The sequence below is a fragment of the Rhodoferax sp. genome (genome assembly GCF_013297935.1).
In the GTDB taxonomy this organism is placed as follows: domain Bacteria; phylum Pseudomonadota; class Gammaproteobacteria; order Burkholderiales; family Burkholderiaceae_C; genus Allorhodoferax.
Map to the genome: position 1 here is coordinate 409,428 of NZ_JAAFIX010000002.1, position 19,067 is coordinate 428,494.

Genomic DNA, 19,067 nt, shown 5'->3' on the forward strand with positions numbered 1-19,067 from the left:
TTTGCCGCCCGCTCTCTCTTTCCGAGCTTGTTGACTGCCCCTCCGGCAGGCAAGGCTACGCGCGCAATCATCTCCAAAACCACGACCATTAAGGGCTGATCCAGCTCCGGCTTCGTCGTGCGCCCCCGGCCAGACGAGCCGGAGCAAACAGCCCGCAATACATCGTGTGGCGGCATCGTTTGTTTTACTTTTACAGAGGGCGTTGATATGAGCAAGTTGGTAGGTTTGGTCGGCTGGCGCGGCATGGTCGGCTCGGTGTTGATGGATCGCATGGAGCAGGAAAAAGACTTCGACTTAATCGAGCCTTTGTTCTTCTCCACCTCCAACTCGGGCGGCAAAGCCCCCGCTTGGGCCAAGAACGAAACCACGCTGCAAGACGCCTTCAACATCGACGCACTCAAGCGCTGCGAGATCATAATCTCTGCGCAAGGCGGCGACTACACCACCGAGGTGTTCCCCAAGTTACGCGCGGCCGGCTGGGACGGCCACTGGATTGATGCCGCATCCACCCTGCGCATGGAAAAAGACGCCGTCATCATTCTGGATCCGGTCAACATGCCCGTTATTCAAGACGCGCTGGCCAAGGGCGGCAGGAACTGGGTGGGCGGCAACTGCACGGTGAGCTGCATGCTGATGGGCGTGGGCGCACTGTACAAAGCCGGCCTCGTCGAGTGGATGAGCACCCAGACTTACCAGGCAGCTTCCGGCGGCGGCGCTCAGCACATGCGCGAGTTGTTGACCCAATACGGCACGCTGAACGCCGAAGTCAAAGCGCTGCTGGACGACCCCAAGAGCGCCATTCTCGAAATCGACCGCAAAGTCATCGCCAAACAACGCGCCCTCACCGGTGCGGAAACTGCCAACTTTGGTGTGCCATTGGGCGGCTCGCTCATACCCTGGATCGACAAAGACCTGGGCAACGGCATGTCCAAAGAAGAGTGGAAAGGCATGGCCGAAACCAACAAGATTCTGGGCATGGGTGAAGGCTTTAACAGCTCCGCCATTCCCGTCGATGGTTTCTGTGTTCGCGTGGGAGCCATGCGCTGCCACAGCCAAGCACTGACTTTCAAACTGAAGAAAGACGTGCCCGTCGCCGACTTGGAGGCCATGATCGCCGCCGACAACCAATGGGTCAAAGTGGTGCCCAACACCCGCGAAGCCACCATCCAGGACCTGACTCCTGTCGCCGTGACCGGCACCATGACCATCCCCGTCGGTCGCATCCGCAAACTGGCCATGGGACCTGAATATGTAGGCGCATTCACCATCGGCGACCAGTTGCTGTGGGGCGCTGCTGAGCCATTGCGCCGCATGTTGCGCATTTTGCTGGACGCGTAACAGAGAGTTACACGTCGTTGCCCCGAGGCAACAAGACTGAAGGTGACAATAGGCCTCTGAGGCAAGCTTTGGAAGTTAAGCGCTTTCTTAGCTTGTCTGCCTAAGATATTGATGTTATGGTACTTTTTACGTTTTAAGAGTCGGGCCCGTTCGCCCGAAAAAGACTAGTACATTGCCGCTCGCCTGAGCACCGGAGGCCTGAAAATTGATCGCAAAGACACATCGTTGGCAAAGGACGGCTGTAGCGGCTGCAACTATCGCACTGCTTGGCCTCTCAGGCACCGGTGCCTACGCGCTTTCGCTTGGTCGGCTGACCGTGCAATCTGCGCTAGGCGAACCCCTGCGGGCTGAAGTTGAAATCCCCGAGATCACGGCAGATGAGGCTGCATCCCTGAAAGCAGGCGTGGCCCAGCCGGAGGCCTTCACCGCGGCCGGCTTGGAGTACAGCCCTGCCTTGAGCAGCTTACAGGCCAGCGTGCAACGCAGGCCGGACGGTCGGGCGTATTTGCGATTGACCAGCGACCGGGCAGTGAACGATCCCTTTGTGGACTTGATTCTGGAAGCGTCTTGGGCGTCAGGACGTATTGTTCGGGACTACACCTTGTTGCTGGATCCGCCCAGCCTCAAGAAGACAAGCCCTGCACCGACCTTGGCCCAGATAGCCCCGGCCCCCAGCACATCGACACCTGCCCAGACTCCCGCCGCTTTTAGCACTCCGAAAGCAAGCGCAGAGCCCTCTCCGCGTCCAAGCCCTGCAGCCCGTGCTCCGGCACCGCTCCCTGCACCCCAAGCATCCGCCAGCGCCAAGGCCGCCGCAGGCGAAGGAACCCGTGTCACGGTCAAGCCCGGTGACACCGCAAGCAAGATTGCAGGCGCCAATGCGGGTGCCGGCGTGTCATTGGACCAAATGCTGGTTGCGTTGCTCCGCTCGAACCCGGACGCATTCGTCAACGACAACCTCAACCGACTCCGTGCAGGTGCGGTTTTAACCGTCCCCACAGCGGAGAGTGCCACCAGCGTTCCGGCCGCAGAAGCATCCAAGATCGTCGTAGCCCAGAGCAAGGACTTCAGCGACTTCCGTCGCAACCTTGCAGGCAATGCACCCCAGGCCTCCGTCGGCACTGCCGATCGCCAAGCCAGTGGTTCTATCGACACCAAGGTCGAAGAAAAGAAAGCCGCCTCGCCCACCCCTGACAAGCTCACCCTGTCCAAGGGATCGATGTCCGCCAAGCTCGATGAAGCAAAGGTTGCAAAAGAGCGCGAAGCGAAGGACGCAGCGGACCGCGCCGCAGAGCTGAATAAAACCATCAGCGACCTGAACAAACTCAAAGACAAGGCCGCCGAGCCGGTTGCCGCCACACCTGCGCCTGCAGCGAGCAAGCCAGCCCCTGCGGTGGCACCTGCCGTTCCTGTGACAGCGGTTACCGCGCCTGAGCCTGTGGCGCCTGCCAGCGCGCCCGCGCCAGCCGCCTCTGCGCCTGAAGTCGCAGCAGCAACGCAACCAGCCGCATCCGAAGCGGTTGCACCCCCACCTGCACCCAAGATTGCAGCACCGGCCCCTGTACCCCCAATGGAAGAGCCGGGACTCTTAGACACGCTTCTGGAAGACCCGCTGGTACCTGCTGGCGCAGCCGGCTTACTGGCACTCCTTGGCGGACTGGGCATCTACCGTTTGCGGCAGCGAAAGAAAAATGCCTCCCAAGTCGATAGCGCTTTCCTCGAAAGCCGTTTGCAACCCGATTCATTTTTTGGAGCCAGTGGCGGCCAGCGAGTTGATACCAACCAGAATGGCCCGGTCAGTGCGTCGTCCATGGTCTATTCGGCCAGCCAGCTCGATGCAGCAGACGATGTAGACCCGGTCGCCGAAGCGGATGTTTACCTCGCCTATGGCCGCGACCTGCAAGCCGAAGAAATTCTGAAAGAGGCCGTGCGCTCCAACCCCGGGCGCCTGGCTATCCACACCAAGCTTTTGGAGATTTTTGCTAAGCGTCGCGACACACGGAGTTTCGAAAGCACTGCAACGCAAGCCTTCAAACTGACAGGCTCCACCAGCCCGGACTGGACCCGCATTTGCGACATGGGCTTGTCGATCGACCCTGGCAACGCCCTGTACCAACCCGGCGGTAGCCCCTCGGCACCTGGTGAAGCCGCAGCAGCCGGCCCGATTTCCGGTTTTGGCAGCAGCACAGTAGCCCAATCAGCCCATGCGGAATTGGACACTGAAGGCAGTGGCGTGGACTTGGATCTGGACCTCGATTTCTCCTTGGACGACGAGCCCGCAGCCAGCGCGATCAGCGATGTCACTGGCGGAACCATCCAAAACAGCGCAGAAGATACCCTGAAGATGGCGGCGTCTGATGCCAGCAATGCTTTGGACATGGATTTCGATCTCGGTGACGACCTCGCAACCACCTCCGCTCCCGCACCGAGCTTTGAGCCAGTGTCGCAAATGCCGGAGATTTCGCTGTCCCTGGACGACCTGGAAGTCCCCTTGGACACCGGCAGCTCCGCCCCTTTGCGATTTGAGGCGACCAGCCCCGCACCGGTTGATGCCCCCGCCACACCGACTCCCGTCGCACAAGAAGGCATGATGGAGTTTGATCTGAGCTCCCTGTCCATGGAGCTCGACAGCCCTGCCGAAGCCCCCACGGCCGCCCCGGACAACTTGAGCGATGACCCTCTGGGAACCAAGCTTGCGTTGGCTGAGGAATTTATTTCCATCGGTGATGAAGACGGCGCGCGCGCCCTCATTGAAGAAGTGATGTCTGAAGCCACTGGCGACATGCGCGCCAAAGCCCAGCTGGCTCTGGCCCAGCTCAGCTGATCCCCATTGAGTAACTACGTTTTCACGTCAGGGATTTGTGCGGATTGTTTTAGGCGTTAGCTACAACGGCCAAGGTTACCAAGGCTGGCAAAGCCAGTCCTCCGGCCTCACGATACAGGACAAGCTTGAACACGCGCTGGGCACGTTTACCGCCCAACGCGTGTCCACGCTGTGCGCAGGACGCACGGATGCGGGCGTGCATGGGCTCATGCAGGTGGTTCACTTTGACACCACGCTGGAGCGGGACACTTACTCCTGGATACGCGGCACCAACGCCAACCTTCCCAAAGATATATCGGTCCAGTGGGCAGTCAAAACCACCGCGGACTTTCATTGCCGGGCCTCAGCGCTGTCGCGCCGCTATGCCTATGTGCTGCTGGAGTCCCAAATCCGGCCCAGTATCGAAACAGGGCGGGTGGGCTGGACATTCAATACGCTCGATGAAGCTGCGATGCGCCAAGCTGCCGACCTGCTTTTGGGCCAACACGATTTCAGCTCATTCCGGGCGGCCCAATGCCAGGCTCTCAGCCCCGTGAAAAACTTGATGCGTATTGATTTTCACAAGCGTGGGGCTTACTGGCGAATCGAATTTGAAGCTAACGCTTTTTTGCACCACATGATCCGCAACATCATGGGCTGCCTGGTGCAAATCGGCCAAGGAAAAAAGCCACCGGAATGGATGGCAGAGGTGCTGGCTGCCCGTAACCGCAAGGTAGCTGCGCCCACCTTTTCACCGGATGGTCTGTATTTTCTAGGGCCCCGCTATGACCCCCGGTGGGGCATGCCGGACCGTACGCCTGCGTATGATGCGTTGCCATGAACGCACGCACCACGAATACCGACACCTCCCCCCGTACCCGAATCAAAATTTGCGGCCTGACCCGCGAGCAGGACGTTGATGCTGCCGTAGCCGCCGGTGCCGACGCTATTGGTTTCGTACTTTATGCCCCGAGCCCGCGCGCAGTAACTGCCGAACGCGCCGCAGAACTCGCCAAACGCTTGCCGCCCTTTGTGACACCGGTGCTTTTGTTTGTGAATGCATCCGCTACAGAAATAGGAGCTGCTTGCACACTATTGGCGGGGGCTACAGTGCAATTTCATGGTGATGAGTCACCGCATGACTGCTTGGACGCTACGCTCAACGCAGCTCGCCCCTATATGCGCGCCGCACGTATTCCCCTCGGTGACGACGCCCCGACGTTCGACCTCGTACAATTTGCGCAGGATTACTCGAACGCCCAAGCTATTCTGTTAGACGCCCATGTGGACGGCTACGGTGGCGGGGGCAAAACATTCAATTGGTCACTTCTTCCTCCAAGCGTCAACGCTCACCTCGTCTTGAGTGGTGGACTCACCAGTGCAAACGTGGGCGATGGCATCACGCAGGTCCGGCCGCGCTGTAAGTCGCTGGCTGTAGACGTGAGCTCCGGCGTCGAAGCCGAGGACGCTCACGGCAAGCCCCAAAAGGGCATCAAAGATCCCGAAAAAATTCGCCAGTTCGTTGCCGCCGTGCGCGCGGCGGACCGGCACCTTGCAGGAATGTAAACACCATGTTCGATTACCAACAACCCGACGCCAAAGGTCACTTCGGCCAGTACGGCGGCAGCTTTGTCTCCGAGACACTGACGCACGCCATCAACGAGCTCAAAGACGCCTACGCCAAGTACCAGCACGACCCTGAGTTCCTGGCGGAATTCCAGTCCGAGCTGGCGCACTTTGTCGGTCGCCCCTCCCCCATGTACCACGCGGCCCGCATGAGCCGTGAAATGGGCGGCGCACAAATATTTTTGAAGCGCGAAGACCTGAACCACACCGGCGCGCACAAGGTCAACAACACCATCGGCCAGGCCATGTTGGCCAAGCGCATGGGCAAGCCCCGTGTGATTGCCGAAACCGGTGCCGGCCAGCATGGCGTGGCCACGGCCACTATTTGCGCCCGCTACGGGCTGGAATGCGTGGTCTACATGGGCAGCGAAGACGTAAAGCGCCAAAGCCCCAACGTCTACCGCATGAAGCTGCTGGGCGCCACCGTGGTGCCGGTAGAGAGCGGTAGCAAGACGCTCAAAGACGCCCTGAACGAAGCCATGCGCGACTGGGTTGCCAATGTGGACAACACCTTCTACATCATCGGCACCGTGGCAGGCCCGCACCCCTACCCGATGATGGTGCGCGACTTCCAGAGCGTGATCGGCAACGAGTGCCTGGTGCAAATGCCCGAAATGCTGGCCGCTGCCGGCTGCAAGACAGCCCAACCCGACGCGGTGATTGCCTGTGTGGGTGGCGGCTCCAACGCAATGGGCATCTTCCACCCCTACATCCAGCACGACGCGACCCGCCTGATCGGCGTGGAAGCGGCGGGGGAAGGGCTGGAGAGCGGCAAGCACTCCGCGTCCATCCAGAAAGGCAGCCCCGGTGTGCTGCACGGCAACCGCACCTATGTGCTGCAAGACGACAACGGCCAAGTCACCGAAACCCACAGCGTGAGCGCGGGCTTGGACTACCCCGGCGTGGGCCCTGAGCATGCGTTCTTAGCCGACATAGGCCGCGCAGAATACGTGGGAATTACTGACAAGGAGGCGTTGGACGCCTTCCACTACCTGTGCCGCACGGAGGGCATCATCCCCGCGCTGGAATCCAGCCATGCCGTGGCCTACGCCATGAAGCTTGCCAAAACCATGCGCACCGACCAGAGCATTCTGGTCAACCTGTCCGGGCGGGGTGACAAGGACATCGGCACTGTGGCGGACTTGAGCAATGCCGACTTCTACTGCCGCCCCAGCTGCCGTGGCCAATCGGTCAAAGGTGGCGAGCAACCCGTCAACGTGGTGAAAGGAGCCGCAGCATGAGCCGTATCGACACTACCTTTGCCGCCCTCAAGACCCAGGGTCGCCAAGCACTGATTCCCTTTGTGACGGCCGGCTACCCCTACGCCGATGTGACCCCCGAACTGATGCATGCCATGGTGGCGGGCGGTGCGGACGTGATCGAGCTGGGTGTGCCCTTCTCGGACCCCAGCGCGGACGGCCCGGTCATCCAAAAGGCGGGCGACAAGGCTTTGGCCTTCGGCATCGGCATGGTGCAAATCATTGCCATGGTGCGCGAGTTCCGCAAGACCAATGCCACCACCCCCGTGGTGCTGATGGGTTACGCCAACCCTGTCGAGCGCTACGACCAGAAACATGCACGCGCCGGAGTGGCGAGTGCGTTTGTCCAAGACGCTTCCGAGGCCGGTGTAGACGGTGTGCTGATCGTGGACTACCCGCCGGAAGAGTGCGAAGACTTCGCAGCCGACCTGCGCGCCCACCATATGGACCTGATCTTTTTGCTGGCCCCTACCAGCACGGAAGAGCGCATGCAGCAGGTGGCCCGCGTGGCCAGCGGCTATGTGTATTACGTGTCGCTCAAAGGGGTGACCGGCTCCGGCGCCCTGGACGTGGGTGCCGTCGAAGCGATGCTGCCCCGTATCCGCCAGCACATCAGCACGCCGGTCGGTGTGGGCTTCGGCATCCGCGATGCGGCAACCGCCCGGACCATCGCCAAGGTGTCGGACGCGGTGGTAATCGGCAGCAAGATCATTCAGCTGCTGGAGAACGCTCCCCGCGAGGAAGTTGGCCCAGTGGCACAGGCGTTTTTGCAAGAGATCCGAACGGCCATGGACATGCCCTGAACGGGAATTGGAACCGGGGGCGGTTTCGCGGATAATCGCCCCCTGTCTGTTGGACGCCCCGACGGGCACTGCACTGGAGAAATCCCATGAGTTGGCTAGAAAAACTGCTACCCCCCAAGATTCAACACACCGACCCCACGGAGCGCCGAAGCGTGCCCGAAGGCCTGTGGATCAAGTGCCCCAGCTGCGAATCGGTGCTCTACAAAACCGACCTTGAGCAAAACCAGAACGTCTGCCCTAGCTGTGGCCACCACCACCGTATCGGTGCCCGTGCACGCTTGAACGCGTTTCTGGACAACGAAGGCCGCTTCGAGATCGGACAGGAAGTGTTGCCTGTCGACGCCCTGAAGTTCAAAGACAGCCGCAAGTACCCCGAGCGGCTCAAAGAAGCCCTGGAAAACACCGGCGAGACCGATGCCCTGATCGTCATGGGCGGCGCCGTGCACGGGGTCAGCCTCGTTGCAGCGTGCTTTGAGTTCGAATTCATGGGCGGCTCCATGGGCTCTGTGGTGGGCGAGCGCTTTGTGCGCGGCGTTGAGACCGCGATTGAGCAAAAGGTCCCGTTCCTGTGCTTTACCGCAACCGGCGGTGCCCGCATGCAAGAGGGCCTTTTGAGCCTGATGCAAATGGCAAAAACCAACGCGGCCCTGACCCGCTTGGCTAAGAAGGGCCTGCCTTACATCAGCGTGCTCACCGACCCGACCATGGGCGGCGTGAGTGCCGGCTTTGCATTTTTGGGTGATGTGGTGATTGCCGAGCCCAAAGCACTGATCGGCTTTGCCGGCCCCCGCGTGATTGAATCGACCGTGCGGGTTACCCTGCCCGAAGGCTTCCAGCGTGCTGAGTTCTTGCAGACCAAGGGCGCTGTAGACTTTATCTGTGACCGCCGCGAGCTGCGCAAAACCGTGGCCGACACATTGGCCATGTTGCAGCGCCAGCCGGCAGATGCGGTAATCTGAGGCTGCCGATCACCCCAAAAAAAGAGGCCCTTGAGGCCTCTTTTTTTATCCGGCTACGGCAGCCAACATGCCGTACTGCAGGTCGCCCAGCACGATGGTCAGTATCTGCAACAACACCAGCAAAACCAGCGGCGACAAATCCACACCTCCCACCAAGGGCACCAGCTTGCGGATGGGGGCCAGCACCGGCGTGACCAACCGGCCGATCAGCTCCGAAAAGAACGATTGCGTCTGCACCCAGCTCAGCACCGCGTACACCAGTACCAAGGCGGTCAAGCCGGAGAGACTGAGGCGAACCAGCCCCAACAACGCCAACACCACCACCGACAGCGGCGTTACCCCAAAGCCATTGAGGGACCACAGAATACCGAAGTGCGCCAGCTGGATCAGAAAGGCCGCCACCAAGCTGGCCATGTCCCACGGGCCCAAAGCCGGCACAACGCGGCGCAGGGGCAGCACGATCCAATCGGTCAAGGCAAACACGAATCGCCCCAGCGGGTTGCCCGAGCGGGCCGAGAGCGGAATACGCTGTTGCTGCATGTATAGGCGCAGCAGGCAGGTGGTGGTCAACAAGCCGGAGACCACTTCCAACAACAGAACAATGATTTTGTAGAGCATGGGCGATCCAAGTGAAGTGCGAGCGCATCATAGCGGCAGGCCGCCCTCTTACAATGGAGGGTTACGGCCAAAGCCCCTCAGGGCTTGCCGATTTCCCACCTGAACCCACAAGTCACTCCATGTCTGACCAAAACCAAGCCGCTCCCCCACCGCAAGACGAAAACCAGTTGATCCAAGAGCGCCGCGAAAAGCTCAAGGTACTGCGCGAGCAGCAGGCAGCGGGCCAGGGCGTGGCGTTCCCCAACGATTTCCAGCCTGACGACAAAGCCGAAGCGCTGTTTGCAGCTCACAACGACAAAACCGCCGAAGAGTTGGTGGCGTTGGGTGCCACCGCCAAGGTCGCCGGCCGCATGATGCTCAAACGCGTCATGGGCAAAGCCAGCTTCTGCACCTTGCAAGACTCTTCGTTCGGCCCCAGCGGCGGCCGTATTCAGCTCTATGTGCGCGGTGAAGACGTGGGCGTGGACCTGTACGCCGCTTTCAAGCACTGGGATTTGGGCGACATCGTGGCCGCCGAGGGCACGCTGTTCAAAACCAAAACCGGCGAACTGTCCATCCACGCCACCAGCATCCGCCTGCTGACCAAGAGCCTGCGCCCCATGCCGGACAAGTTCCACGGCATGGCCGACCAGGAAACCAAGTACCGCCAGCGCTATGTGGACCTGATGACCGATGTGGAGTCACGCAAGCGTTTCGTGGCCCGGAGCAAGGCCGTGAGCGCCCTGCGCGAGTTCATGGTGGAGCACGACTTCCTGGAAGTCGAAACCCCGATGCTGCACCCCATTCCCGGTGGGGCAAACGCCAAACCGTTCAAGACCCACCACAACGCGCTGGACCAAGAAATGTTCTTGCGCATTGCGCCTGAGCTGTACCTCAAGCGCTTGATTGTGGGTGGCTTTGACCGTGTGTTCGAGATCAACCGCAGCTACCGCAACGAAGGCATCTCGGTGCGCCACAACCCCGAGTTCACCATGATGGAGTTCTACGCCTCGTACTGGAACTACCAGGACTTGATGAACTACACCGAAAAGCTGATCCGCGACGCGGCCCAAAAAGCCACCGGCAGCTTGCAACTCAGCTACGCCGGTAAGCCGGTGAATCTGGAGCAACCGTTCGAGCGCTTGACGATTGTGCAGGCCATCCAGAAATACACCGACGCGGGCGACAACGTGTTTGACGCCACGTGGCTCACCAACGCAGTCAAAAAGCTGGGCCTCACCGAAGCCAAGAACCGCTTGGAAGGCCGCAGCCTGGCCAGCCTGCAGGTGCTGTACTTTGAAGAGACCGTGGAAGAGAAGCTGTGGAACCCCACCTTCATCATGGAGCACCCGACCGAAATTTCGCCGCTGGCACGCGCCAACGACGACCGCCCTGAAGTGACCGAGCGCTTTGAGCTCTACATCACCGGCCGTGAGTTCGGCAACGGCTTTAGCGAGCTGAACGACGCCGAAGACCAAGCCGCCCGCTTCCACGCCCAAGTGGCCGCCAAAGACAGCGGCGACGACGAAGCCATGCACTTCGACCACGACTTCGTGCGCGCCCTGGAATACGGCATGCCCCCCACCGGCGGCTGCGGTATCGGCATTGACCGCTTGATGATGTTGTTGACCGACAGCGCCAGCATCCGCGACGTGATTCTGTTCCCCGCGCTGCGCCGCGAGGTTTGATCGCCCCCACGCTCCACCGTTGCACGGGTCGCTGCCCCCCGAGGGGGCTAAGTCCGCTCGGGGCGGCCTTGCGCGAATTTCCACATCTTTTTGATGCTTGGCCCCCGCAGAATCTGCGCAAGCAGCTATAAAAATGGTAGCAACTCCCGTGCTGCGCTACCTGAATGGCTACCCCGCCGACACCTTGGCCCAAGTGCAGCGCATGCTCACCGAAGGCCGGGTGGGCGAGTGGATGCTGCAGCGCCACCCGCAGGCCCATGGCGTGCGGACCGACAAGGTGCTGTACGACTACGTGCAAGACCTCAAGGCCGACTACCTGCGCAGCACCGAGCCGCTCAGCAAGGTCGCGTTTGACAGCAAGCTGCATGTCGTGAAAAACGCGCTGGGCACGCACACCACCGTGTCGCGCGTGCAGGGCAGCAAGCTCAAAAGCAAACGTGAGATCCGCGTGGCCAGCCTGTTCAAGGACACGCCTGAGGCATTCCTCAAAATGATCGTGGTGCATGAGCTGGCCCACTTGCGCGAGCGCGAGCACGACAAGGCTTTTTACAAGCTCTGCACCCACATGGAGCCGGCCTACCACCAGCTGGAGTTTGAGGTACGCATCTACCTCACGCACCTGGAAGCCACGGGCGAGCGCTTGTGGGCCGCCGCGGAGTAGCCGATGGCCACACCAGCATCCCGACTGATTTGTTTTAACAAGCCCTATGGCGTGCTCAGCCAGTTCACGCCCGAGGGGCGCTGGCGCGGGCTCAAAGACTTTATCGAGATACCCGGGGTGTATGTCGCCGGCCGCCTGGACGCTGACAGCGAAGGCCTGCTGCTGCTCACCAACGATGGGCGGCTACAGGCCCGCATCAGCGACCCGCGCTTCAAGATGGAAAAGACCTACTGGGTACAGGTCGAGGGCCGCCCCGATGAAGCGGCACTCGACGCTTTGCGCCATGGTGTGCAGCTCAACGATGGCCCTACCCTGCCTGCGCGGGCTCGGCTCATGGATGAACCCAGCAGCCTCTGGCCCCGGGACCCCCCAGTGCGCTTCCGGCAGGTCATCCCCACCGGGTGGATAGAGCTGGTCATCCGTGAGGGCCGCAATCGCCAGGTGCGCCGCATGACTGCTGCAGTGGGCTACCCGACACTGCGCTTGGTGCGCGCTGCCATAGGGTCCTACAGCCTCGATGCACTGACACCCGGCCAGTGGCAAGACGTGGCGCCCGCGTTCCCCTAGCGAAGCCAAATAAATACCGATTGGTATTTTTTTATCCAAAGCAGTTGCACTTTTCACGCAAAGCGCTAAAAATAGCGCCATGCACACACCCGACACGCCCCGCTTCCTTGGTCTTGCGCCCTCCCGAATGCTGAGCCGGCGTGCGCTGATGGTCTGCGTGGCAGCTGCGGGACTGGGAAGTCCTGCTATTGCACAGGAGTCTGCCGGCAACCGCGCGTCTGCCGTTTTGTTGCCCTATGGCGCCGACTGGCTGCCCAAGGGCAGTGGCACTCTCAAGTTTTTTGGATTCAAGGCCTACGACGCAACCCTATGGCTACCGGGTGCCAGCGGGGGCACTTTTAGTTTCGGGCGTGCCTTTGCGCTGGATATTCTCTACAACACCTCTGTGAAGGCGAGCGATATCAACAACACCTCGCTGATCGAAATGTCGCGCATCAGCGCTGCCACCCCTGAGCAAGTGCAGGCGTGGGCTGCGTTCATGGCATCCATGTTTGTCGACGTGAAGTCCGGGGACCGGCTGATCGGCGTCCATGTGCCGGGCGCTGGCGCCCGCTTCTTCCTGAATGGCAAACTCATCGGCGAGACGCCCGATAGCGGCTTCAGCGAAGCCTTTTTCAAAATCTGGTTAGACCCTAAAGCCCGCAAGCCGGAATTGCGGGCGGCACTGCTAGGCCAATAAGCGGGCCTAGCGCGGGCTCCGCAAGGGGGTGAGCAGGTCGCTCAGGCCATTGTGGTCAATCTCATGCATGAGCTGCAACAAGCGACCGATTTCGTTACGGGGGAAGCCCTCACGGGCGAACCAGTTCAAATAATCGCCCGGTAAGTCCGCAATCAAGCGCCCCTGGTACTTGCCGAAAGGCATGGTGCGCTCTACCAGCTTTTGCAGGTCTTCAGCTTGCATGGTTGCCTGAAATGGCGACGCAGGTCATCCACCGGCCCGCTTGACCGTGAAGCCTTGTGCAACGAGCGAGGCCATGACCTTGTCGACATGGTCGCCTTGCACCTCGATCACCCCCTCTTTGACCGTGCCACCGGAGCCACAGGCCGCTTTGAGCTTTTTGCCCAATGCGATCAAGGCTTCATCATCCAGCGGGACGCCCCGCACCAAGGTCACGCCTTTGCCGGCCCGGCCTTTGGTTTCGCGGGACACACGCACAATTCCATCGCCCGCCGGGCGCTTGATCTGGTGGCAGGTGCAGGCCGCGATGGCAAAGCGGCAAGTCGGGCAGGTACGGCCCACTTCCGTGGAGTACACCAGCCCGCCCAAATCAGAGAGGGTTTTTTTCATACGCGTCGGCCGCCCGGAATCAGCGAATGATGATTTCCGCGCGCCGGTTGCGGGGTTCGTTCACATTGGCCTCTGTGGGTACAACGGGCTCGCGCTCACCCCGTCCGATTGCCACTACCAAGTCCGGCGAAAAGCCCCGCTCGATGAGCAAGGCCCGCACGGCCTGTGCGCGTTGCAAGGAGAGTGCATCGTTGGCAGCCGGACTGCCGGTACGGTCGGTGTGACCTACAACCTGAATTTCTCCGCCGCTACGGGCTTTGGCTTGTTCCAGAATCTGGGGCAATTGCGCTTCAGACTCCGCGGTGAGCCGCGAGGTGCCGGGCTCAAACTGCAAGGCCAGCCGCGTTGCAACCGGCAAAGGAAGGGCCAGCAACTGTCCATGCGCCGCCTGCACGGCCTCCGCGCTGGACTGCTCTGTTTGCAAGCGACCATCGCGCTGCTGGGCAGCCGTTTGATAGGGGCGCACCAAATCCGCCACACCCGCAGATCCCGTTACCTGTACTGCTGTGTTGCGCCCCTCGCTATCCGGTAGCAAAGTGACCCGACTGATGGGGGTACAGGCCTGTAGCGCAACCGACAGCCCAAGCACTACGAGACGCCGGCTCATAGCACCTCCACGATGAAATCTGTACCACGCACACTCACGGTGGACGTGGGTGTAATCACCTTGACATTCTCGGGTTGCACCTTACCCAACAGGCCTGTCACCATGCGGATGGAGCCTTGCAATAAGCGCACCATCAAACTGCCCTCTTGCGTGACGCCATTGAACTGAAACCGTGACAGATCGACCGTCGTGCCGGGCCCGATTGAGATGGTGGTTCCATCCCTCAACATGAGCACCGCAGCGCCTTGTGCATCGGTTTGCACCCGGTCGGCTTCATTCAAAGGACTCCCGGAGGTCGCTACCCGCTTCGCCTCCCCCTGAAGCACACTCACGCCCCCTTGCACAGTCTTGAAAGTGCCACTGCGGGCGTCTTGAGCCCATGCGGAATGGCTATGCAAAGCCAGCAGACAAACGCCCGCCAACAGGGCATGACGCAGCAGGGCCGGGGAATAAAAGTACGGGTTAGTCATAGCCTGTGATGTTAGCGGATGGTTCCACGATGCGCCTTGGGGTTGCCAGTGCCAAAGCTCAACACATAAAACACTATCATTTTCATAGCAGCCTGCGCAACCAAATCAAGCGTGGTGTGCGAAAATGGCGCACAACCACTACAGGCACCCTCAAGAACCATGTCCCGTCCCAGCGTTTGGGCCACCAAAGTGGCAGCACTCATCAAAGGCAACAACAGCCAGGCTGCGCTTGCACAAATCAAAGTCGCCCCCACGGTCAAAGACTTGCAACAACTGCGCGCCCTGATGACCGCCGACGGCAGCCTACTCAAACACCGCCTCATTGACGAGGCCACCCGCGACCAGATCGTGGCACTCTCCGCCCCCCGCCTGCACCGCTCGCCCTGATGTCTTTTGGTTCGTTTTCGCCCGGCTCAGAGGGCGGTCTTGTCCTGCGCGGCCCGGACATGCCAGAGCTGTTGCGCCCGGAAATTCTGGCCGACCTGTTTGAAGCCAGCGCACTGCGCTCACCTCACGTCATCGCCCTGACCGATGGAGTGACCAGCCTCACCTACGAAGAACTGAATACGCAGGCTGACCGCGCCGCGAACCACCTGCTGGCAAACGGCATTGGTGGCGGCGACATGGTGGGCTTGTGGCTGCCCCGGGGCATTCCGCTGTTGGTAATGCAACTGGCCATTGCCAAAACCGGTGCCGCTTGGCTCCCTATGGATGCCGACACCCCTGCCGAGCGGGTGTGGACCTGCCTGGAAGATGCCGCAGCCAAAGGATTGATCAGCAGCCTCGACAGGGCAGCGCCATTCGCCCCAAATATGGAGGCAAAAGGCATTCCCCTGTGGACCCTGGAAAACCTCAGCGCCGAGGCCCCGCCCCGTCGACGCACGCGCTACAGCCCAGACCATCCGGCCTATGTGATTTACACCTCCGGCTCCACCGGCAAGCCCAAGGGCATCAGCATCACCCAAGGCAGCATTTGCCACTTTTTGCGCAGTGAGAACGTGCGATTGGGCGTTCGGGCGTCAGACCTCGTGTACCAAGGCTTCTCGGTGGCATTTGACATGTCGTTCGAGGAAATCTGGATCAGCTACCTCGTCGGGGCCACTCTCTTTGTCGCTACCAAGGAAGTCGCCAGCGATATCGAGAGCTTGCCCGGCGTGTTGGAGCGCCATGGCATCACCGTGCTGCACGCCGTGCCGACCTTGTTGGGCTTGCTCAACCGCGACATTCCGGGGCTGCGCATCATCAACCTCGGTGGCGAAATGTGTCCACCTGCCCTAGTGGACCGCTGGGCGCGCGCCGGACGGCAGGTGTTCAACACTTATGGGCCTACAGAGGCGACCGTGTCTGCCAGCCTCGCCGAGTTACATGCGGGCGAGCCGGTGACCATCGGCCAGCCCCTGCCGAACTATGGCCTGATGGTGCTGGATGTGAATAGCACTGGGGACCTGCAATTGGTGCCCCATGGCGCGACCGGCGAGCTGTGCATTACCGGCCCGGGTGTGGCTGCCGGTTATCTGGGCCGCCCGGATTTGACAGCCGAAAAATTCCTGCCCAACCCCTGGTCCACTGGCACCCACGACCAGCGGCTGTACCGCACCGGGGACTTGGCCTGCATCACGCCGGAGGGACAGGTGCAGTGTCTTGGCCGCACGGACGACCAGGTCAAGATCCGCGGCTTCCGGGTAGAGCTGGGCGAGATTGAGTCCGCGCTGTGTGACCAGCACGGCGTGGCGGCAGCCGCCGTCATCCTGCGAGTGGAAGATGGCGTGGAGCAGCTGATCGCCTTTCTGGTGGGCGACGAGGTGCATGCACCCGCATTGCGCCATGCGCTGACGGAACGTTTGCCCGCCTACATGGTGCCCGGCCACTTCGAAGTACTGCCGGCCATGCCGCGGCTGGCCTCGGGCAAAATCGATCGCAAGCAGCTCAAGGCGCTAGCGCTGAGTCAGCCGGCTGTGGCCGACACCGGGTCCGACACACCGCACACACCTGCGGAGCACGTACTGTTTGCCGCGCTAAGCCATCTGTTCGCCGGGCAGGCTATCCGGCGCACTGCGGACTTCTTTACCGACCTGGGTGGGCACTCGCTGTTCGCTGCACGTCTGGCCTCGCGCCTGCGGCAACAACCGGGCTACGCCCATGTGACGGTGCGTGACATCTACCAACACCGCACGGTGGGCGCGATTGCACAAGCCATGGACGCGCCACGGGCTGATGCCATCAATGTCGACACCACATGGGCACCACCCGGCACCTGGCAACGTTGGCGCTGCGGCATCGCGCAGGCGGCGGCGACTCCGTGGCTGGTTGCCATGCGCATGGGCCAGTGGCTGGCGCCTTTCTTCACCTACCACTTCTTCACGGGTGAGCCGGAGGACTCTATTCCTGTGGCGATTGCCGCCTCCGTACTGGCCTATCTGATCGCCACTATTTTGGAGTTCGCGGTAGCGATCGCCGGTAAGTGGTTACTCATGGGGCGCATGAAGCCCGGTAGCTACCCGCTGTGGGGGCTCACCTACTACCGCTGGTGGCTGGCGGACCGGCTGCTGGAGGCAGCACCGGTGTATTTGCTCAGCGGCTCGTCCATGTATGGCTGGTGGCTGCGTGCCTTGGGGGCCAAGGTGGGGCATGATGTAGTGATCGGCTCCATCACGCTGCGCGTGCCTCACTTGCTGACCATTGGGGATGGTTGCAGCATCGGCAATGCGGCGAATTTCGAAAACGCGCGGGTGGAACATGGTTTGCTACGTATCGGCACCATCACCCTAGAAGCGAACAGCGCAGTGAATTCCTACGCCGTGCTGGAGGGCAACACCCGCTTGCAAGCATGGGCCCATTTGGAAGGCCAGTCCGCGCTTCGCGATGGACAGACCATTCCCGCCGAGCGCGTGTGGGCGGGCTCACCGGCAAGGGATGTGGGCCGCTTTGAGCGTGAGGCACAAAAGCCCCGGCCGGTGCTGACGCGTACCACCCAGTGGCTTGAAGGTATGTACTTCGTGGTTGGTGCCTTGCTGATTACCACGCTGTTTTTCCTGCCCGTGTTTCCCAGCTTTGTGCTGATCGATTGGATCGATGAAAACGAGCTGTTTCCGTGGATGGCCTCGAACGAGCTGGGTTGGCAACTCTTGAAGTATTTTGTGTTGGCTTTTCCGGCAGCCGCTGTGCTGCTGGTGTGCACGGCACTGCTGTCGGCAGGCATAAGGTGGACGGTGCTCCCCCGGATGCGCCCCGGCAGCTGGCCGGTGCACAGCCCGCTCTACTGCGCCAAGTGGCTGGTGAACCAGATTCAGGAATCCAGCCTGCAGGTGGTGCACGGCGTGTATGCGACGCTCTACGCGCCCTGGTGGTACCGCCTGCTAGGTGCCAAAGTGGGCCGCGATGCCGAAATTTCATCGGCTCTGGGCCTGGTGCCTGACATGCTGACCTTGGGCGACGAGACCTTTATCGCCGACGCGGTGATGTTGGGCGATGAGCACATCGACGGCGGCTGGATGAGCATGCAGCCCACGGTCATTTCCAAACGCAGTTTCGTGGGCAATGGCTCCTATATTCCGGATGGAACGGTGTTGCCGGAGAACGTGCTGATCGGTGTGCACTCCACTGCCCCGGCCAACGCGCACATGAAGAACGGGGACACCTGGTTGGGTTCCCCGCCCTTGCACTTGCCAGCACGGGAAGAGACTGCTGTATTCCCCGAATCACTCACTTTCAAGCCGTCACCGGGTCGCCGTTTGGCGCGGGGGCTGATTGAAGGCTTCCGCATCGTGGCGCCCCATGCCATTGTGATTTCCGTGGGCTACACCATCGTTCTCAAAGTGATGCCGTATGCGGGTGAAGGGCTGTGGTGGACGGTGATCGGCTACCTGACTATTTCCGGCCTGCTGTACGGTCTAGGAACCTACCTTTTTGTGGTCGCACTCAAGTGGCTGCTGATGGGCCGCTACCGCAAGCGCAGCACCCCGATGTGGACACCCTTCGTCTGGCTGTCTGAAGGTGTGACCAACTTGTTTGAAGGCATTGCCGTGCCGAATTTCATGCGCTACCTGCGCGGCACGCCCTGGCTCCCGGTGGCGTTCAACTTGCTGGGTTGCCACATCGGTAAAGGCGTGTATTTGGACACCACCGACATCACCGAATTTGATTGTGTGTATATCGGCGACTACAGCGAACTCAACGCCCTCACCTGCCCGCAAACTCACTTGTTTGAAGACCGGGTGATGAAGATCGACGATGTGCGCATTGCCGATCGCGTGTACCTCGCACCGCGCAGCGCGGTGCTCTACAGCGCAGAGGTAGGCTCCGGAGCGTGGCTCGGCCCTCTCACCCTGGTGATGAAGGGGGAAAGCATTCCTGCCGCCAGCAAGTGGAGTGGTTGCCCGGCGGCACCCACAGCAGCCTGAT

Annotated in this window: 18 protein-coding genes; 13 read left to right on the forward strand and 5 right to left on the reverse strand. The window is 61.1% G+C overall.

The annotated features are described in order from the left end of the window. The first annotated feature begins 207 nt into the window (after positions 1 to 207). From asd to accD, 7 genes are all read left to right on the forward strand, one after another. Positions 208 to 1,338, forward strand: coding sequence for an aspartate-semialdehyde dehydrogenase (gene asd, locus QZW03_RS05190; RefSeq protein WP_296508901.1), 1,131 nt, complete (start codon positions 208 to 210; stop codon positions 1,336 to 1,338). A gap of 316 nt (positions 1,339 to 1,654) precedes the next feature. Next, positions 1,655 to 4,162, forward strand: a complete 2,508-nt coding sequence (locus QZW03_RS05195; RefSeq protein ID WP_296508902.1) for a FimV/HubP family polar landmark protein — start codon at positions 1,655 to 1,657, stop codon at positions 4,160 to 4,162. A gap of 37 nt (positions 4,163 to 4,199) precedes the next feature. Next, positions 4,200 to 4,982: a tRNA pseudouridine(38-40) synthase TruA gene (gene truA / locus QZW03_RS05200; RefSeq protein ID WP_296508903.1), complete on the forward strand. Its 783-nt coding sequence runs from the start codon at positions 4,200 to 4,202 to the stop codon at positions 4,980 to 4,982. Then, positions 4,979 to 5,707 (forward strand): phosphoribosylanthranilate isomerase, encoded by a 729-nt coding sequence (locus QZW03_RS05205; protein WP_296508904.1) that lies wholly within the window; start codon positions 4,979 to 4,981, stop codon positions 5,705 to 5,707. Before truA ends, QZW03_RS05205 begins: the two co-directional genes overlap by 4 nt. A gap of 5 nt (positions 5,708 to 5,712) precedes the next feature. Then, positions 5,713 to 7,008, forward strand: coding sequence for a tryptophan synthase subunit beta (gene trpB / locus QZW03_RS05210; protein ID WP_296508905.1), 1,296 nt, complete (start codon positions 5,713 to 5,715; stop codon positions 7,006 to 7,008). After that, positions 7,005 to 7,829, forward strand: coding sequence for a tryptophan synthase subunit alpha (gene trpA / locus QZW03_RS05215; protein WP_296508906.1), 825 nt, complete (start codon positions 7,005 to 7,007; stop codon positions 7,827 to 7,829). Before trpB ends, trpA begins: the two co-directional genes overlap by 4 nt. Before the next feature lie 86 nt (positions 7,830 to 7,915). Beyond that, positions 7,916 to 8,788: an acetyl-CoA carboxylase, carboxyltransferase subunit beta gene (gene accD / locus QZW03_RS05220; protein ID WP_296508907.1), complete on the forward strand. Its 873-nt coding sequence runs from the start codon at positions 7,916 to 7,918 to the stop codon at positions 8,786 to 8,788. 45 nt (positions 8,789 to 8,833) lie between these two features. On the opposite strand, the gene QZW03_RS05225 is transcribed toward accD, so the two are convergent. Then, on the reverse strand, positions 8,834 to 9,406 hold the full coding sequence (locus QZW03_RS05225) for a YggT family protein (RefSeq protein ID WP_296508908.1): 573 nt from the start codon (positions 9,404 to 9,406) through the stop codon (positions 8,834 to 8,836). 119 nt (positions 9,407 to 9,525) lie between these two features. Here QZW03_RS05225 and lysS point away from each other — a divergent pair, with 119 nt between their 5' ends. The 4 genes from lysS to QZW03_RS05245 all read left to right on the forward strand — a co-directional run bounded on the left by lysS (position 9,526) and on the right by QZW03_RS05245 (position 12,980). Beyond that, complete coding sequence (gene lysS / locus QZW03_RS05230; RefSeq protein ID WP_296508909.1) at positions 9,526 to 11,073, forward strand: lysine--tRNA ligase; 1,548 nt, start codon at positions 9,526 to 9,528, stop codon at positions 11,071 to 11,073. A gap of 133 nt (positions 11,074 to 11,206) precedes the next feature. Beyond that, positions 11,207 to 11,734 carry a YgjP-like metallopeptidase domain-containing protein gene (locus QZW03_RS05235; RefSeq protein WP_296508910.1) on the forward strand — a complete coding sequence of 176 codons (528 nt, stop codon included), beginning with the start codon at positions 11,207 to 11,209 and terminating at the stop codon, positions 11,732 to 11,734. Between the two features lie 3 nt (positions 11,735 to 11,737). Next, complete coding sequence (locus tag QZW03_RS05240) at positions 11,738 to 12,301, forward strand: rRNA large subunit pseudouridine synthase E (protein WP_296508911.1); 564 nt, start codon at positions 11,738 to 11,740, stop codon at positions 12,299 to 12,301. A gap of 79 nt (positions 12,302 to 12,380) precedes the next feature. After that, positions 12,381 to 12,980 carry a chalcone isomerase family protein gene (locus QZW03_RS05245; protein WP_296508912.1) on the forward strand — a complete coding sequence of 200 codons (600 nt, stop codon included), beginning with the start codon at positions 12,381 to 12,383 and terminating at the stop codon, positions 12,978 to 12,980. A 6-nt stretch (positions 12,981 to 12,986) separates the two neighbouring features. Here the strand turns inward: QZW03_RS05245 and QZW03_RS05250 are convergent, their stop codons facing one another. Genes QZW03_RS05250 through QZW03_RS05265 form a run of 4 tightly spaced genes read right to left on the reverse strand, consistent with a single transcriptional unit; the run spans position 12,987 to position 14,666 of the window. Next, a complete protein-coding gene (locus tag QZW03_RS05250) occupies positions 12,987 to 13,202 on the reverse strand; it encodes a DUF3820 family protein (protein ID WP_296508913.1) in 216 nt (71 codons plus the stop codon). Positions 13,203 to 13,226: 24 nt separating this feature from the next. Next, positions 13,227 to 13,589 (reverse strand): translation initiation factor Sui1, encoded by a 363-nt coding sequence (locus tag QZW03_RS05255; RefSeq protein ID WP_296508914.1) that lies wholly within the window; start codon positions 13,587 to 13,589, stop codon positions 13,227 to 13,229. Between the two features lie 19 nt (positions 13,590 to 13,608). Continuing rightward, positions 13,609 to 14,196 carry an OmpA family protein gene (locus QZW03_RS05260; RefSeq protein ID WP_296508915.1) on the reverse strand — a complete coding sequence of 196 codons (588 nt, stop codon included), beginning with the start codon at positions 14,194 to 14,196 and terminating at the stop codon, positions 13,609 to 13,611. Next, complete coding sequence (locus QZW03_RS05265; RefSeq protein WP_296508916.1) at positions 14,193 to 14,666, reverse strand: FecR domain-containing protein; 474 nt, start codon at positions 14,664 to 14,666, stop codon at positions 14,193 to 14,195. Before QZW03_RS05265 ends, QZW03_RS05260 begins: the two co-directional genes overlap by 4 nt. 159 nt (positions 14,667 to 14,825) lie before the next feature. Between QZW03_RS05265 and QZW03_RS05270 the strand changes: the two genes are divergently transcribed. Then, positions 14,826 to 15,053, forward strand: a complete 228-nt coding sequence (locus QZW03_RS05270; RefSeq protein ID WP_296508917.1) for a hypothetical protein — start codon at positions 14,826 to 14,828, stop codon at positions 15,051 to 15,053. After that, a complete protein-coding gene (locus QZW03_RS05275; RefSeq protein WP_296508918.1) occupies positions 15,053 to 19,066 on the forward strand; it encodes a Pls/PosA family non-ribosomal peptide synthetase in 4,014 nt (1,337 codons plus the stop codon). The genes QZW03_RS05270 and QZW03_RS05275 overlap by 1 nt, the downstream gene beginning before the upstream one ends. The last annotated feature ends 1 nt before the right edge of the window (position 19,067 follow it).

Coding starts and splice junctions, on each gene's coding strand:
- asd (WP_296508901.1), top strand. CDS start 208: ATGAGCAAGTTGGTAGGTTTGGTCGGCTGGCGCGGCATGGTCGGCTCG.
- QZW03_RS05205 (WP_296508904.1), top strand. CDS start 4,979: ATGAACGCACGCACCACGAATACCGACACCTCCCCCCGTACCCGAATC.
- trpB (WP_296508905.1), top strand. CDS start 5,713: ATGTTCGATTACCAACAACCCGACGCCAAAGGTCACTTCGGCCAGTAC.
- trpA (WP_296508906.1), top strand. CDS start 7,005: ATGAGCCGTATCGACACTACCTTTGCCGCCCTCAAGACCCAGGGTCGC.
- accD (WP_296508907.1), top strand. CDS start 7,916: ATGAGTTGGCTAGAAAAACTGCTACCCCCCAAGATTCAACACACCGAC.
- QZW03_RS05225 (WP_296508908.1), bottom strand. CDS start 9,406: ATGCTCTACAAAATCATTGTTCTGTTGTTGGAAGTGGTCTCCGGCTTG.
- lysS (WP_296508909.1), top strand. CDS start 9,526: ATGTCTGACCAAAACCAAGCCGCTCCCCCACCGCAAGACGAAAACCAG.
- QZW03_RS05235 (WP_296508910.1), top strand. CDS start 11,207: ATGGTAGCAACTCCCGTGCTGCGCTACCTGAATGGCTACCCCGCCGAC.
- QZW03_RS05240 (WP_296508911.1), top strand. CDS start 11,738: ATGGCCACACCAGCATCCCGACTGATTTGTTTTAACAAGCCCTATGGC.
- QZW03_RS05245 (WP_296508912.1), top strand. CDS start 12,381: ATGCACACACCCGACACGCCCCGCTTCCTTGGTCTTGCGCCCTCCCGA.
- QZW03_RS05250 (WP_296508913.1), bottom strand. CDS start 13,202: ATGCAAGCTGAAGACCTGCAAAAGCTGGTAGAGCGCACCATGCCTTTC.
- QZW03_RS05255 (WP_296508914.1), bottom strand. CDS start 13,589: ATGAAAAAAACCCTCTCTGATTTGGGCGGGCTGGTGTACTCCACGGAA.
- QZW03_RS05260 (WP_296508915.1), bottom strand. CDS start 14,196: ATGAGCCGGCGTCTCGTAGTGCTTGGGCTGTCGGTTGCGCTACAGGCC.
- QZW03_RS05265 (WP_296508916.1), bottom strand. CDS start 14,666: ATGACTAACCCGTACTTTTATTCCCCGGCCCTGCTGCGTCATGCCCTG.
- QZW03_RS05270 (WP_296508917.1), top strand. CDS start 14,826: ATGTCCCGTCCCAGCGTTTGGGCCACCAAAGTGGCAGCACTCATCAAA.
- QZW03_RS05275 (WP_296508918.1), top strand. CDS start 15,053: ATGTCTTTTGGTTCGTTTTCGCCCGGCTCAGAGGGCGGTCTTGTCCTG.